Raw genomic sequence first — 16,165 nt, 5'->3', positions numbered from 1 at the left:
TCCATGAAGCTGGCGAAGTCGGTGTCGATGTTGTCGACCCAGGCGGCGATGTTGGCGTAGTTGCCGAGGGAGGAAGAGGCGTTGCGGTTGCTGCTGGCGAGTTGCAGGACGGCTCGTTCCAGAGGAAGGGCGTCGCCTTCGAGGACGAGGTTGCCTTGGATGGTAAGGGAACCGGTGAGGTCGCCGACAGTGGTGGCACTGGCGAGACTGTGGTTGGTGCTGGAAGCGCCGGGACGGAGGGAGCCGACGGTATTGATGGTGCCGATGTTGCTGCCAACGGTGAAGGTTCCGTCGGTGGCGTCGATGATGCCGGTGCCGGAGATGACGGCGTCGCTGGCGTAGGAGGAAGTGGTGCGGTCGGCGACTTTGAGGGTGGCGTCGGTGGCGATGTTGAACCAGGCGGCGTCGTTCATGGAGCCGCTTTCTTCGAGGGATAGGGTGCCCTGGGCAATGTGGACGTTGCCGGTGTTGATGTTGGTGCCGAGAAGGTTGAGGTCGCCTTCGCCATTTTTGGTGAAGGAGCCTGCGCCGGCAAATTCGGCATCGGCCTGGAAGGTGGCGGTCTGGTTTTCGTCGACGGTGAAGGTGCGCAGTGATGGATCGGTGGCGGAACCGGCACCGTTGAGGGTGACGGTGACGTTTTGATTGGTTTGATCAGCCCCGGCGAGGTTTTGAATGGTGCCGCCCTGCCAGTTATAGTTGGCGGTGCCTCGGCCCTGGCTGAGGTTCATGAATCGGAGGGTGGCGTCGTCCCATTGATTGATGGTGCCCTGGGTTTCGATGTCGTTGGTGGTAACGCCGGTGGAGTAATTGGGGGTGGCGAGGAGGATGGTGGTGGCGTTGATGCTTCCGGTGTCGAAGGTAAGGGTGCCCTGACCGGAGCCGCCGGCGGTGGTGCCGGCGAGGCGTCCGATGATGAGTTGGTTGATGATGGCGTCGACGTTGCTGGCGTTGGTGAGGTCGAGCAGTCCGATGGTGTCGACGCCGGTGCCGGTGGCGTCGTTGTCGCCAATGAAGAGGTTGGCGCCGGTGTCGCCGCCCTGTCTGCCGCGCAGGGTGAAGCTGCCGCCGGAGCGGATGGTGACGGTGCCTCTGGAACGGGCACCACCGAGCACCATGGTGTCGGTGTTGATGATGTTGGAGGAGGAACCGAGGGTGATGGTGGAGGTGCCAGCGACGTTGCTGATGCTGGAAGGCGCATGGCCGACAATGATGCTGCCGGTGGTGATCTGGTTGGCGCCATTGGAAAGTTGCAGAACGCCGATGCTGCTCAGGTTGACCGTGCCCACGCCACCCCGATAACCGCCGAGTTCGAGCTGGGCGGTGTTGAGGGTGACGGAACTGGCATTGGTGAAGTTGGCGGTGCTGGTGGTGGTAACGGTATTGCCAGTGCCGGAGGAACTGTCGCGATAGCCGATAAGGACAAAACCGCCGGAATCATTGATGTTCACGGCACCGCTGCTGACGGTGAGGTTGCCGGTGGTGGAGCCGGCATCGGCTCCATAGGCTCCGCCGACGACAAGTGATTTGACGTTGAGGCCGTTGGCGACGGTGGCGGAGACGGTGCCGGTTCCGGTGGCGGTGCGGATGAGGTAGAGGGCATCGCTGGTGTCGGGGGCGATGGTTTGAAAGTTGATGGTGCCTTCCATGATGGTGGTGGCTCCGGTGTAGGTGGGGGCGGCGGAGAGGGTGAGGATGCCGGTGCCGGTTTTGGTGAGGCCGCCGTAACCGTTGTTGCCGATGGCGTTGGCGAGGGTGACGTTGTTGGCGCCGGTGTCGAAAGTGCTGCCGGGGTTGAGGACATTGCCGCCTGCGCTGGGGGTGAGATAGACGCTGGAGCCGAGGAATTGAACGGTGCGGTTGCCAGCGGTGATGTCGGTGGTATTGCCGGTTGCCCAACGAAGGGTGCCGCCTGCGAGTCGGAGAAGGCCGCTGCCGAGGTTGCCGGTGCCGGTGTTGCCGAATTCAACCACGCCCTGGTTGATGGTGGTTTCGCCGGTGTAGGTGTTGTTGCCGGTGAGGACCAAGGTGCCGCCGCCGGATTTGGTGAGGGAGACGGGCTGGCCGTTGTCGATGATGGCGGTGTTGAGGGTGAGGGTGGTGTTGCTGGGGATGCTGTTGGAGGAAGTGACGAAGACGTTGAGTTCGGCGACGGTGGTTCCGCTGGTAAGGGAGGAGAAGCCGCTGATGGAGGCATCGTTGTCGGTGGCTCCGGCGGTCATGAGGAGGGCTCCGCTGGTGAGGATAAGATCGCCACTGCCGGTAAGCGCCACGGGGTTGGTTCCGCTGTTATTGACGATGCGGAGGGAGTTGAGGGTGCCTCCGGCGAGGCTGCCGGTGGTGGCATTGAGGCTGACGTTGGTATCGGTAATGAAGCTGGCGGCGTATTCAGCGTCGGTGAGGGTGCGGAGGCCGGTGCCGCCTGCGCCGTAGGTGAGGAAGGAGTTGCCGACGGCGGCGAGCGTGGCGGTGCTGGTCGAGTTGCTTTCGCCAATGCCGTAGGGGAGGATGCGCAGCATGGTGGATAGGGCCGTGCTGGAACTGCCGATGAGGGCGGCGTCGATGGCGGTGGTGTTGGTGAAGGTGACACGTGAAGCGGGGGTGCCAGCGACGGGGGTGGTGAGGCCGAGGTTGCGACCGCGCACCAGAAGGGTGGATTTGTTGCTGCGGGTGAGGGAGTTGGCCTGGCCGAAGGTCATGACGGCGGCGGTGGCTCCGGTCGGACTGGCGATGGTGTTGTCGACGGTGAGGGTGTTGGAGCTGCTGTCGAGGTTGAGGACGCCGAAGACTTCGGTCTGGGTGAGGGTGTTGCGGCTGCTGGTGACCATCAATCCGTTGCCGGTGGTTCCTTGCATGGTGATGGTGGCGGCGTCGCGGATGTGATTGATGCCGGTGTTGTCCTGGTTTTGGGAGGAACTGACCGAGCCGCCGCGAATGAGAAGGGAACTGATGGCGCTGAGGGTATTGGCGCTTCCAGTGAGGTTGACGGTGCCACCGAAGGCCTGGACTTGTCCATTGAAGGTGGAGGTGGTGGACTGGAGGGTGAGGGCAGCAGCCCCTTTCTTGATGAGGGTGCCGGAGCCGGAAAAGAGGCCACTGTAGGTGCCGTCGGCAGTCTGGTTGATGGTGAGATTGCCGTTGGTGCCGAGCGCCACTTCGCCGTTGCCAAGTTCCTGAAAGTTGTGGTCGCCGCTGACGCCTCCCGAGAGACGCCCGATGACGGCGGTGCCACCGTTGATAGCGAGGCGGGCTCCGTTGGTGGTCATGTCGCCGCCGCCGCCGATGACGACGGCACTGTAGGAACCAAAGGCGTTGGAGGAGGAGAGCTGGACGTTGCCGTGGATGGTGAAAGAGGCGGCGGGGGTGGTGGAACTGGCACCGGTGAGGTTGATCAATCCGGGTCCCGCGAGGGTGACGTTTTGGACGGCGGTGAGGAAAGTGTTGCTGGTGCCTAGGTTGGTGCCGAGGTTGAAGGTGGCGGCGGAGAGGTTGGTGATGATGAGTTCATTGGAGGCGTTGAAGGCGGCGTTTTTGGTCATCAACTGGCCACCTGAGAGGGTGACGTCGGAAGTGGTGTTGGAGGAAACGAGCAGCGAGGATTGGCTGAGGGTGAGGGCGGACGCGTGATTGTCTAGGGCGACGATGCCACCTGCGGGGTTGTCGAGGATGAGGGAGGCGATTTCCGGGGTGTTGAGGCTGCCGGTGGTGGGGGTGTTGACGATGATGTTGTCGGTGTTGGTCCAGAGGGATTTGTCGTTTTGAAGGGTGCCGGCGAGGGCGACGATTTCGTTGCCTTGTCGTGTAGCCCAACGGTTGCCGTTGTAGGTGAACCACCCGCCGAGGAAGCCGGAGGTATTGTTCACTGTGCCAGCCCCGGTGACGTTGAGGTGGGCGAGGGCGGGGGTGGCGGTGACCAGGTTGACGACGCCGGTGTTGGCGGCGCGGGTGAGGTTGCCGGTGACGTTGAGGTCGAGGGTTTGGCCGTTGACACTGACAAGGTTGAGGGTGCTGGCACCGGGGCCGATACCCATGGAGCCAACGGTTTCCGAAGTGGCGTTGGTGTTGTGACTGCGGAGTTCCAAAGTGCCGCCGCGCAGGTTGGTGGCGGTGGAGTTGCTGAGTTTGTTGTCGTCGTTGTTCAACTGATAGTCGAGGATGAGCTTGCCGCGGTCGACGCTGGTCACTCCGGTGTAGGTGTTGACACCTTCGAGGAGCAGGGTGCCGGTGGAGCGTTTGTTGATGCCGGATGCGGCGGTGCCGTTGGCAATGCCGACACTGACGCGCAGGTCCACGTCGGGCGCGGCGTCGCGGATCATGAAGGTGCGTGTGGCGTTCAAGGAAACGAAGGGGGTGGCGGCACCACCGCCGTCACTGTTGATGAGGCCGCCGTCGCTGGTGAGGTGGACGAAAACGGTGTTGCCGAGTTTGAATTCGACGGCGCTGTTGTTGTCGAGGGTGAGGGTGCCGGGGCCATCGGTGCCGATGGTGCTGGCATTGGCGCCGAAGATGAGCTGAAGTCCGCCGATGTTGGATTGAGTGGCGTAAACGGTGCCGTCGCGGATGCGCAGGTTACCGGTATTGGTGTTGGCATTGTTGAAGAACAGGGTGCCGGCACCGTTTTTTTCGATGGCACCGGAGCCTGAGAGGACGCCGTTGGCATCAAGGCTGGAGTCGGTGCCGACGTTGAAGGTGAAGGTGCCGGTGTTGATGAAGCTGCCGATGCTGACATCGCCGGTATTGCTAACAGTGAGGGTGCGATTGCCTGAAGTGGTGATGGGGCCGGTGATGGAGATGGGACCGGTGCCGCTGAGGGTGAGGTTGTTGTTGAGGGCGACGTTGCCGGCGATGGTGAGGGCGTCGAGGCTTTGGTTGTTCCAAGATTGAACTGCTCCGACGATGATGTTGGAGTTGATCGCGACGGCGGCGGCGCCAGTCTGTTGGGTGATGCCAGCGGAACCGAGGGTGAGGGTGAAGTCGTTTAGGGTGCCGAGGGTAATGGCGGAGGTGGAGGCACCGTTGAACAACATGCCTTGGAGGGAGGTGTTGGCTCCGAGGGTGCTGATGACGTTGTCGGGTGCGCCAAAGAGAGAGGTATTGAAAATGGCGAGGTCGGCGGCTCCCGGGATGGCGGCAGCGGCGCTGGTTTCATTGGCATCCTGCCACCAGTTCGCGAGATCCTGCAATGAGCCACTGGCATTGCCGCCCCAATAACGATCAGCGGAGTGAAGCGGGTGGAGGGTGCCGCAGAGGATGAGGGCGGTGCTGATGCAGAGGGTGAATTTTGGCATGAGAGGCAAGGGGGAGGTCGTGTGTGGAAAGTAGAATGCTCGTCTCGAGCCTTGAGGAAGTAGGAAAGGCCCGGGACGGACCTTCTACTTTTGTTTGCGGCGGCGTTGGAGGAGAAGGAAGGCAAACGCGGCGGTCAGCAGGGTGGTCCGGGTGGGTTCAGGGACGACGACAAGGACGCCGTGAGTGGCGAAGAGGCTGGTGTCCCATTGATAGGAGGCGGCGAGGGTGGGGAGGACGAGATCGAGTCCGGTCTCGGTGCCGAGACGGTAGCGTTCGCCCATGGTAAAGCCGTTGTTGTTGAGGTCGACCCAGTCGAGGAGGTTGAAGACATCGCCAAAGACGCCGGTGTAGCCGTTGAGGGTTTCCACCGTGATGCCTCCGTTGAGATTGAGGGTGAGGTCGCCGTTGATGTCGATGAAGTCGTGATTGCCGCCGCTGCCTTCCATGAAGCTGGCGAAGTCGGTGTCGATGTTGTCGACCCAGGCGGCGATGTTGGCGTAGTTGCCGAGGGAGGAAGAGGCGTTGCGGTTGCTGCTGGCGAGTTGCAGGACGGCTCGTTCCAGAGGAAGGGCGTCGCCTTCGAGGACGAGGTTGCCTTGGATGGTAAGGGAACCGGTGAGGTCGCCGACGGTGGTGGCACTGGCGAGACTGTGGTTGGTGCTGGAAGCGCCGGGACGGAGGGAGCCGACGGTATTGATGGTGCCGATGTTGCTGCCAACGGTGAAGGTTCCGTCGGTGGCGTCGATGGTGCCGGTGCCGGAGATGACGGCGTCGCTGGCGTAGGAGGAAGTGGTGCGGTCGGCGACTTTGAGGGTGGCGTCGGTGGCGATGTTGAACCAGGCGGCGTCGTTCATGGAGCCGCTTTCTTCGAGGGATAGGGTGCCCTGGGCAATGTGGACGTTGCCGGTGTTGATGTTGGTGCCGAGAAGGTTGAGGTCGCCTTCGCCATTTTTGGTGAAGGAGCCTGCGCCGGCAAATTCGGCATCGGCCTGGAAGGTGGCGGTCTGGTTTTCGTCGACGGTGAAGGTGCGCAGGGTGGGGTCGGTGGCGGAACCGGTTCCGTTGAAGGTGATGGTGACGTTTTGATTGGTGAGGTTGTCGTTGGCGAGGTTTTGGATGGTGCCGCCCTGCCAGTTGTAGACGGCGTCGCCGTTGCCTTTGCTGAGGGTCTGGAATTGCATAGTAGCGGTGCCGCCGTGGTTGATGGTGGCATCAGTGCTGCCGTCGGAAGTTGAGCTGCCGCGGAAGTCGGTGATGGCCATCTCGATGGTGGTGGCTTTGATGATGCCAAGGTTGTAGCTGAGAGTGGCGTTGGCACCGCCTGCACCTGAGTGATGGCGGGCGAGGTTGAGGGTATTGATGATGGCGTTCACCTGCATGCCGTTGAGGTTGAGGACGCCATTGGCGATGGTGCCGGTGGAGACATCGTTGTCGGCGAGGTAGACGTTGGCACCGCCATGGCCGTCCTGGGAGCGGAGGGTGAAGGTGCCGGTATCGCCGGTGATTTCGCCGCGTGCTTTGCGTCCGCCGATGAGGATCATGTCGGCGTGAATGGTGTTGTCGGCGTCACCGAGGATGATGCTGGAGGTGTCGCCTGTGGCGTTGTTGCCGGGACCGGGGGAGTCGGCGAGGTGAATGCGGGAGGCGGTGAGGTGGTTGGGGCCGCTGGTGGAGAGCAGAAGGTTGCCGTCGGTGCCGGAAGCGCTGCCGGAGGTGGCGTTGCTGCCGAGGATGATGCGGTCGACGTTGACGGTGACAGAATCGGCGGCGGAGAAGTTGGCGGTGGCTTTGATGTTGAAGCCCCCGCTGGCGGAGTTGTCTTTGTAAGCGATGAGGAGGAGGCCATCCTGGCCGCTGCCGATGTTGACGTCGCCGCCCTGGACCGTGAGGTTGCCGGAGAGGTTGCCGGATTGGGCACCGAAGACGCCGCCGACGATGACGGAGCCGGTGTGGAGTCCGTCGGCAATGGTGGAACTGAGGGTTCCGGTGGTGCCGATCTGGTGAAGGGCGGAGGTGGTGTTGGCGGCAATGGTGGAGAAGTTGAGGGTGCCTTGTTGAAGGATGGTGCTGCCGGTGTAGGTAATGCCGCCGTTGAGGTTGAGGGTGCCGGTGCCGGTTTTGACGAGGCCGCCGTTGCCATTTTGTCCGATGGACTGGGTGAGGGTGACGGTGTTGCCGGTGGTATCAAAGGTGTTGCCGGTGATGACGGCGATGCCGCTGGTGCCGTGGAAGGGAATGACGAATGAGCTGGGTCCGAGGAGTTGGACGCCGCGGGTGGAGATGTCGGTGGTGTTGGCTCCGGTCCAGGCGAGGGTGCCGCCAGCCATGCGAATGGGGCCGCCGGTGCCGAGGTTGGCGTCGGTGGTGAATTCGACGCGTCCCTGGTTGATGGTGGTGGTGCCGGTGTAGCTGTTGGTGCCGCCGAGGACGAGGGTGCCGTTGCCGGTTTTGGTGAGGCTGGTGGGAGCGGCTCCGTTGTTGGCGATGGAGGAGTTGATGGTGGTGACGGCAGCGGTGGGGGCGGCGTTGCTGGTGGTGGTGAAGATGATGAGTTCATCAGGGACGGCGTCGGGGGTCCCACCAGCGAGGATTTGATCGAAACCGCTGATGGTGCTGCCATTGGCGGTGGCTCCGCCGCTGACGAGGAGGGCACCGCTGGTGAGGGTGAGGGTGGAGCCGGGGGCGCCCGTGAGATCGACGATGCCGGTGGTCGTATCGAGGCGAAGGGCGTTGAAGGTGGCGGTGGCGAGAGCGGTGGCGGTGGTGTTGAGGCTGAGGTTATCGGTGCTGGCGGCGGTGGCGTAATTGTTGGCGTATTCGGTGTCCAGCAGGATGCGGAGGCCATTGTTGCCGATGGTAAGGAAGCTGGTGCCGGGGTTGTTGACGTCGGAAATGCCACCGATGGCGAAAGGAAGGATGGCGGTGTCGGTGATGGTGAGCGGGTCGATGGCGCCATTGCCGATGAGCTGGTCGGCGATGCCGGAGGCAAAGGTGACGCGGGTGGCCAGCGAAGTGGAGGGGCCGCCGAGGTCGGAGATGGAGGTGCGGACGAGAAGGGTGGCGTTGTTGGAGCGTTCGAAGGCGTCGGTGGCGTCACTGAAGGTCAGGGTGGTGACGGCGGCGGTGGGGCTGGTGGCGGTGTTGGCGAGGGTGATGGTGTTGGCTCCGGCGCTGAGTTCGAGTTTGCCGGCGGTTTCGGTGCGACCGCCATTTTGGTTGCTGGCGATGCGCAGTCCGTTGGCGGTGGTGCCTTCGAGGATGATGGTGGCAGTGTTGGCGATTTTGTCGCGGCTGGCGCTGCCGTTTTGAGCGATGAGGGCGGTGCCGCCGCGCAGGAGGAGGCTGGAGATGGCGGAGAAGCCGCTGGTGTCCATGTTGAGTTCGAGGTTGCCGCCAAGCACTTCGACGTTGCCGGTGAATCCCGAGAGGTTGCTGGAGGACAGGCTGAGCCGGTTGTTGCCAGCTTTGGTGATGGTGCCGCCGCCGGTGAAGGTGCCGTTATAAGTGGCGTCGTTGCGTTGGTTGATGGTGAGGTGCCCGCTGGTGCCGAGGTCGATGCTGGCGGTTTGGGTCGTTGGGCTGGAGAGGGTGCCGATGGTTTCGCTGGAGTTGTTGAGGGAGAGGCTGCTGGAGGCGCTGCCGAGGGTGAGGGTGGAGTAGTCGGCGAGGGCATTGCCACCGCTGACCTGAACGTTGCCGTGGATGGTGGTGGTGCCGAGGTTGAAGTTGGTGCCGGTGAGGTGGATGAGGCCGGGGCCGCCGTAGACAACGCTGAGAGAGTTGCCAACCAGGGAAGTGGCGGATCCGAGGGTGGCATTGAGGGTGAAGACGCCGGGGGATTGGTTGGTGATGATCATTTCGGTCACGCCGCTGGGGATCAGATGACCAATGATCTGGCTGCCATTAAGAGTGGTGTCGTTGGCACCAGCGGTGGAGCCGACGAGGAGGGCGTTGTTGGTGAGGGTGAGGCTGCGGGCGTTGTTGTCGAGGTCGAGGGTGGTGCTGGCGTTATTGTCGAGGATGAGGGTGGAGACGGCAGGGGCGGAAAGGATGCCGGTGGGGGGGCTGGTGACGACGATGTCGTCATTGGCGGCCCAGGTGGTTTTGTCGTTTTTGGTGATGCCGGTGTAGGCAACGATCTGGTTGTCGACGTTTTTGGTGGCCCAGCGATTGCCGTTGTGGGTGGCCCAGCCGCCGAGGAATCCGTTGGCGTTGTTGGCGGTTCCGGCGGCTGCGGTGATGGTGGTGAGGGTGGGGTCACTGAGCTGGAAGTTGACGACGCCCGTGGCGATGCCGGTGGTAGTAGAAAGGGCGGTTCGGGTGAGGCTGGCGAGGTAGAGGTCGACGGCATGGCCGTCGTCGACGAGGGCGATGGTGTTGCTGCCGCTGTTGATGGTGGTGGTGCCGGTGGTTTCGATGGTGGGGCCGGTGTCGTTGCCCTGAAGTTCAAGTCTTCCTCCCTGCATGGCGAGGGCGGCGCTGTCGTGGAGCCGGGAATCGGTGTTGTTGAAGCTGTAGTCGAGGATGAGGGTGCCGTTAAAAAGGCTGGTCGATCCGCTGTAGCTGTTGGCTCCCTGCATGGAGAGGGTGCCGGCGCCGGTTTTGGTGATGTTGCGGGCGGTCGCGTCGCCGTCGGTGATGGAGGTGGAGATCAGCAGATCGATGGGGGCTGAGGCGGCGTCGCCGATGGAAAACGTGCGGTTGCTGAAGAGGCCGAGGGTGCCGTTGCCGTTGATGATGCCACCGTTGCCGGTGGAGGATTGAGAGAGGGTGCCGCCGAGGCGGTAGGTAACGCCGTTGTTGATGGTAAGGACGGGAGTGACGTCGGCGATGCCGCCCATGGTGAGAGCGCCTGAGGCAGTCTGGCTGGCATTCTGGATGACGGTGCCGTTGCGCACCGAAAAGGTGCCGGTGAAGGTGTTGACGCCGTCGAACTGGACGGTGCCGGTGCCGTCTTTGGTGAGGGCGCGTCCGGTGGTGCCGCCGTTGACGATGCCGACGCCGATGAGGAGGTCGGGGCCGGTGGAAGTGGTTTTGCCGATGTTGAGGGTGCGATTGGCGGTGTCCAGCGAGAGGGTGGCTCCGGCTCCGCCGCTGATGATGCCGCCGGCGGAGTTGGCTTGTTGGGTGACGGTGCCGATGCGGTAGTTGGTGCCGGCGGCGAGGTTGAGGGTGGCGGTCTGGCCGACGCCGTTGGTGTTGGTGGCACCGAGGTTGATGGAGGTGTTGGCGAGGTTGGAGGCGTTCACGTTGAGCTGGCCCTGGACGATGATGAGGGTGCCGGTGAAGGAGTTGGCGGCGTTGAAGTCGATGGTGCCGGTGGCACCGGAAAGGTTGTTGAGGGTGACGGAGGTGGAGCCGGTGCCGTTGGAGATGACGCCGTTGACTTCAGGAGCTGCAGTGTCGAAGGCGTTGATGCTAACGGTGGCGGTGGCGGAGTTGGTGATGTTGCCGAGGCTGACGCCACCGGTGTTTTCGACATTGATAACTCGGCTGGCACCGAGGGTGGTGGTGCCGCTGAGGTTAATGTCGCCGGTGCCATTGAGGCTTAGAGTATTGCCGAGGGTGATGGGGCCGCTGAGGAGGAGGGTGCCCGAGCCGGTATTGTTGAGAGTGGTGACTCCGTTGACGTTGGTCGCGCCGCTGACGGTGAAGCCATTGGTGCCGGTAAGATTGAGGGTGTTGGTGCCGGTGGTGAAGTTGCCGGCAATGGTGAAAGGCGCGGGATCGGCGCTGACGTTGTTCCAAGTTTGGGTGGCAGTGAGAGTGAGAGCGGAGTTGATGGTGTGGGCACCTGCTCCGGACAAGACGTCGATGCCCGAGGAGCCGAGGGAGAGGATGAAGTCGTTGAGGGTGCCGATGGTGATGGGCGTGGCGGAGTTGCTGTTGAAGGATATTCCCTGAAGGGCGCGGTTGGCACCGAGGGAGGTGAAGGCGTTGACGAGGCCATCGGCGTTGAAATGGGCGATGTCGGTGCCGGTGGGGACGGCACCTGCGGTGGCACCGGTGATTTCGGTCCGCCAGTTTTCAACGGTGGTGAAATTGGAGTCGGTGGTGCCTTGCCAGAAATAGTCAATCGCGGGCAGTGATGGTGAAGCCGCCAATCCGAAAATGACGAGCAAAGCGAGGAAGCGATGCCGGGAGGTGCGAGGATTATTCATGGTGCGACCAGTAGCGTGTCAAAAAGGAGAGCTTTTGACCAGCTAATTTTTTCCCATGCGAAGCAATGCAATGGGTAATTAATTCGCTACGGGTTTCTTTTGTTTTTGCGATGGTTGTTGGCTTGCAAATGCTTGAGGTGCTGGTCAAAATGCCGGTCCCCAGAAAGTTTCCCGGCTTTCAGGGTGTTTAGTCCTCCCTTTTTTCCTCCGATGAACTTTTCCCGTATTGTTTTTTTTGTGTCATTGAGCCTGCTTGGCTCTTGGTGTGGTGGTGCGGCGGCGTTTGAGTTTAAGAACAATGACCGCATTGTTTTATTGGGCGGCACCTTGGTGGAGCGGGAGCAGAAGTATGGATTTTTAGAGACAGAGCTGCAGCTGGCCACACCGGGGAAGACGTTGTCGGTGCGCAATCTGGGATGGAGCGGAGACACGGTGTTTGGGCATGCGCGGTCGTATTTTGGTCCGCCTGCGGAGGGATTGCAGCGGTTGGGAAATCATTTGGAGCAACTGAAACCGACGGTGCTGGTGGCCTGCTATGGGGCGGACATGCCGTTTGAGGGGTTGATCAAACTGCCCGCTTTCATCACGGGCTACCGCAATTTGCTGGATCTGGCTCGGTCGAAGTCGCCGAACTTGCGGGTGATCATTGTGTCGCCTCCTCCGTTTGAGAACATGGGGACACCGATGCCGGACCTGACGGAGGCAAATGTGGAGCTTGGCAGTGTGCGGGATGCATTGAAGGAGTTTGCGGCGAAGCAGGATGCGACCTTTGTGGACGTTTATGAATTGATGGGGGCGGGGAAAAAAGCGGGGGCGACGCCGAAGTTGACGGACAATGGGGTGCACTTTAACGAGGCGGGCTATCGAGTGTTTGTGCAGGAGTTGCTTGGGGCGTTGCAACTGCCCAAGGTTGATGTGGAGCAGCCATTGGCGAAGCAGATTCGGGCGACGGTGGTGCACAAGGATTTCCTGTTTTTTAATCGCTGGCGGCCGGCGAACGAGACGTATCTGCATGGGTTTCGCAAGCATGAGCAGGGTCAGAATGCGAAGGAAATGGAGCAGTTTGATCCTCTGGTGGCGGCTCAGGAAAAGAGGATCGCGGAGTTGAAGGCGCAGGCGGTTCCGGCGGAGAAGCTGCCTTGAGGCTAATTAGGTTGGGTGTTGGATTTTCGTTTTGCTTACTCATTTAAATTTTTGTCGTGATGTCTCATTTTTCTTTTCTTCGTAGTGCTTCGGTTTTGATGCTGTCGGGCGCGTGTTTTGCGTCGCAACCGAAGTCGACGGCGGATGTTCCTGATCCATCGGTGGAGGCGGAACAAAAGGCGTTCATTGTGCCGGAGGGGTTTGAGATCAATCTGTGGGCGGCGGAGCCGATGTTGCGCAAGCCGGTGCAAATGAACTGGGATGCGCAGGGGCGGCTTTGGGTGGTGTGCAGCACGACTTATCCGCAGATCAAGCCGGGGGATGAGGCCATTGACCAGGTGGTGGTGCTGGAGGATACCGATGGCGATGGCAAGGCGGACAAGTCGACGTTGTTTGCGGATGATCTGCACATTCCCACGGCGGTGATTCCTGCGGATGGCGGGGCTTATGTAGCGAACTCGACGGAGATCCTTTTTCTGAAGGACACGGATGGCGATGGCAAGGCAGATTTGCGTCAGGTGGTGTTGAGCGGATTTGGAACGGAGGACACGCATCACCTGGTGCACACGTTTCGTTTCTCGCCGGAAGGGCTCCTAAATTTTAACCAGAGCATTTATATCCACAGTCATCTGGAGACGCCGCACGGGGTGAAGCGGTTGATGGGCGGAGGAATCTGGCAGTATCGCAAGGAGACGGGGCGCACCGATGTGTTTGCGAAGGGGTTGGTAAATCCTTGGGGTTTGGAATATGACAGGTATGGTCAGAGTTTTGCGACGGATGGCGCGGGCAGTCAGGGGATCAATTATCTGTTCCCTGGAGCGGTGTTTCTGACGAGTCCGGGAGCAAAGCGGACCATCCAGGGGTTGAATCCGGGGCAGCCAAAGCATTGTGGATTGGAGATCATCTCGGACCCGCATCTGCCGGATGACTGGCAGGGGACGTTGGTGACGTGCGATTTCCGCGGGAACCGGGTCAACCGTTTTCAACTCACGGAGAATGGCAGCGGTTATTTGAGCAAACAAATGCCGGATGTGCTGGCGAGCACGCATCGCGGGTTTCGTCCGATCGACGTCCGCACGGGACCGGATGGAGCAATCTACATCGCGGACTGGTTTAACCCGATCATTCAGCATGGCGAGGTGGACTTTCGTGATCCGCGTCGCGACCGCACGAATGGCCGTATCTGGCGTTTGACGGCGAAGGGTCGGCCTTTGACGAAGAGTCCGGATTTTGCGAAGTTGAGCACGCAGGAATTGGTGGACCAACAGGTGTCGAGCGAACGTCGCTGGAACCGTCAGTTTGCATCGCAGACGTTGCGCAGTCGGGACAAGGCTGAGGTGGTGGCGGCGCTTGAGAAGAGCATGACGAGTGACGCTGGCATTGGCGAGAAGATGTTGCAGGCGGTGTGGGCGTTGGAGACGATCAACCATCATGATCCCAAGCTGGTGGCGAAACTGCTTGAGTCGAAGGATCATCACATTCGGGCAGCGGGGTTGCGGATTTTGTCGCAACGGTTGGCGCAGAACAAGGAAGCTTTGAAGCTGCTGGAGGTGGCGGTGAAGGATGAACATCCGCAGGTGCGTTTGTGGGCTTTGGGCTGCTTGTATTTTTACAGTCAGGCGGAGGCGGTGCCGGTGGCGTTGCGGGCGTTGGACCAGCCGATGGACGACAATCTTGATTTTCTTTTGGAGTTGATCTGCCGGGAGCAGTCGGAGATCTGGCTGCCGGCGTTCTTGAAGGGCAAGCTCAAGATGGATGACAATCCGAAGCACCTGGTTTATGCGCTGAAGGCGACTGGCAAGGCGGAAGCATTGCAGCCTTTGTTGGATGGTTTTGCAGCGAACAAACTGGGAGCGGATGACAGCGCGGCGCTGTTGGATATGGCGGGCACATTGGCGACGCCGAAGCAGTTGGGTCAGTTGCTGGCTTTGGTTTTGAAGCCGGAACTTGCCGCGCGTCGGGTAGGGATTTTGGATGCGCTGTTGAAGGCGGGTCAGCGCGGGGCGAGGCCGACCACGGCAAGTGAAGCGGTGTTGCTGCCGTTGCTGGACTCCGGTGATGTGGATCGCGCCACTCGTGCGGCGGAGTTGGCAGGAGCGTGGAAGATCGAGGCGTTGCGCGGTCGGCTTACCGAGTTGGTGAGCAACAAGGAAAGCAGCGCGGTGGTGAGGGCGGCGTCGGTCCGGGGGTTGACCTCACTGGGCGGTGCTGGAACGCGGGATTTGTTTGTGAAGTTGAGCAGCGAAGGCGAAGCGGCGGAGACGCGGGTGCTGGCGATTCATGGATTGACGAACATCGCGCCGGATCTGGCGGCGAAACAGGCGGTTGGGTATCTGGCCACGGCGGAGACCGGCGAAGCAGCTCAGCCGGTGTTCGAGGCATTTTTGAAAAACAAAACGCTTCCCGGCTTGCTGGTGAAGGCGCTGGATGGGAAGAAAATCCCCGAACCGGCCGCCATTGAAGGGATTCGACTGGCGAACACGCGTGGACTTGGTGCCGCGCTGGAGGAGCCGCTGCGCAATGCGGGTGGCGTGCGCAAGATGGATCGTCCATTGTCTGCCGAGGAGATGGGGGCGATGGTCAAGAAAGTGGCGCAGAGCGGGGATCCGGTTCGTGGCGAATTGGTCTACCGGAAGCAGGAGTTGTTGTGCATCAGCTGTCATGCGATCGGCGGGAGCGGCGGCATGATTGGTCCGGACATGGTTTCGCTGGGGGCGAGTGCGCCGGTGGACTACATCATTGAGTCATTGTTGAATCCGACGGCGAAGATCAAGGAAGGTTACCACATGACAATGGTGACGACCAAGAGCGGACAGGTTTATGCGGGAGCGATTGCGCAGGACAGCGGCGATGAGTTGCAGATTCGCGATGCGGGCAACAACCTGCACAAAGTGGCGAAGTCGGAGATTGCGCAGAATACCATCAGTCCGGTGTCGATGATGCCTCCGGGACTGACGGCCAATTTGCGCGAAGATGAGTTCATTGATCTGGTGCGGTTCCTGGCCGAACTGGGCAAGGAGGGGAATTACAAAACGCCGCCGAACCGTTTTATCCGCACCTGGCGGACAATGGGGGCGATGTCGCCAGCCGACATCGATCATGTGCGTCACGTGGGATTGTTTACTTTGTCGGATCGCAGTCGTGGATATCCGTGGGATTTGCGGCTTGGCATGGTGAACGGCGATGTGCCGTTGCAGGAGATCTCAGAGGTGAAGATGCACCCCTGGTATCCGAGCGCGATTTTGCAATGCGATCTGGAGATGGCTGCGGCCGGCAAGGTGACTTTGAAGCTGACGCACAGCAAAGGGGTGACGATGACTTATGGCGACAAGGTTCTGCCAGAAGTGGGTGAGACGGTGACGTTGGATCTGCCTGCGGGCAAAACGGCGGTGAGCATCCTCATTGGACGGGCAGCTGGCGTGGTGAAGGGGTTCAAGGTGGAGATTGTCGAAGGGGCGGCGCAGGTGGTAACGACGCTGTGAGCGAGTTTAAGACCAGTTTGTCGGGAAGGTAAGGAAACGCAAAGGCTGGTAATTGGTTCGGCGGCAGCCGCGTCGGGCTTTTGGGTGCGC

Annotated in this window: 4 protein-coding genes; 2 read left to right on the top strand and 2 right to left on the bottom strand. The window is 61.2% G+C overall.

Going from position 1 to position 16,165, the window contains the following annotated elements:
- On the bottom strand, positions 1 to 5,288 hold a 5,288-nt coding region (locus tag FEM03_RS23690), incomplete at its 3' end, for a beta strand repeat-containing protein (protein ID WP_138088847.1).
- A gap of 84 nt (positions 5,289 to 5,372) precedes the next feature.
- A complete protein-coding gene (locus FEM03_RS23685; protein WP_138088845.1) occupies positions 5,373 to 11,450 on the bottom strand; it encodes a beta strand repeat-containing protein in 6,078 nt (2,025 codons plus the stop codon).
- Positions 11,451 to 11,660: 210 nt separating this feature from the next.
- Here FEM03_RS23685 and FEM03_RS23680 point away from each other — a divergent pair, with 210 nt between their 5' ends.
- Together FEM03_RS23680 and FEM03_RS23675 are read left to right on the top strand one after the other, a co-directional pair.
- Positions 11,661 to 12,593: an SGNH/GDSL hydrolase family protein gene (locus tag FEM03_RS23680; RefSeq protein WP_138088843.1), complete on the top strand. Its 933-nt coding sequence runs from the start codon at positions 11,661 to 11,663 to the stop codon at positions 12,591 to 12,593.
- A 59-nt stretch (positions 12,594 to 12,652) separates the two neighbouring features.
- Positions 12,653 to 16,075: a PVC-type heme-binding CxxCH protein gene (locus FEM03_RS23675; protein ID WP_138088841.1), complete on the top strand. Its 3,423-nt coding sequence runs from the start codon at positions 12,653 to 12,655 to the stop codon at positions 16,073 to 16,075.
- Positions 16,076 to 16,165 lie beyond the last annotated feature (90 nt).

Source organism: Phragmitibacter flavus (assembly GCF_005780165.1).
GTDB classification, from domain to species: domain Bacteria; phylum Verrucomicrobiota; class Verrucomicrobiia; order Verrucomicrobiales; family Verrucomicrobiaceae; genus Phragmitibacter; species Phragmitibacter flavus.
Note: the sequence above shows the minus strand (reverse complement) of the source record. Positions and strands in the feature narration are given on the sequence as shown.

Excerpts from the sequence above, each read along its gene's own strand:
- FEM03_RS23685 (WP_138088845.1), bottom strand. The coding sequence starts at position 11,450 with ATGAATAATCCTCGCACCTCCCGGCATCGCTTCCTCGCTTTGCTCGTC.
- FEM03_RS23680 (WP_138088843.1), top strand. The coding sequence starts at position 11,661 with ATGAACTTTTCCCGTATTGTTTTTTTTGTGTCATTGAGCCTGCTTGGC.
- FEM03_RS23675 (WP_138088841.1), top strand. The coding sequence starts at position 12,653 with ATGTCTCATTTTTCTTTTCTTCGTAGTGCTTCGGTTTTGATGCTGTCG.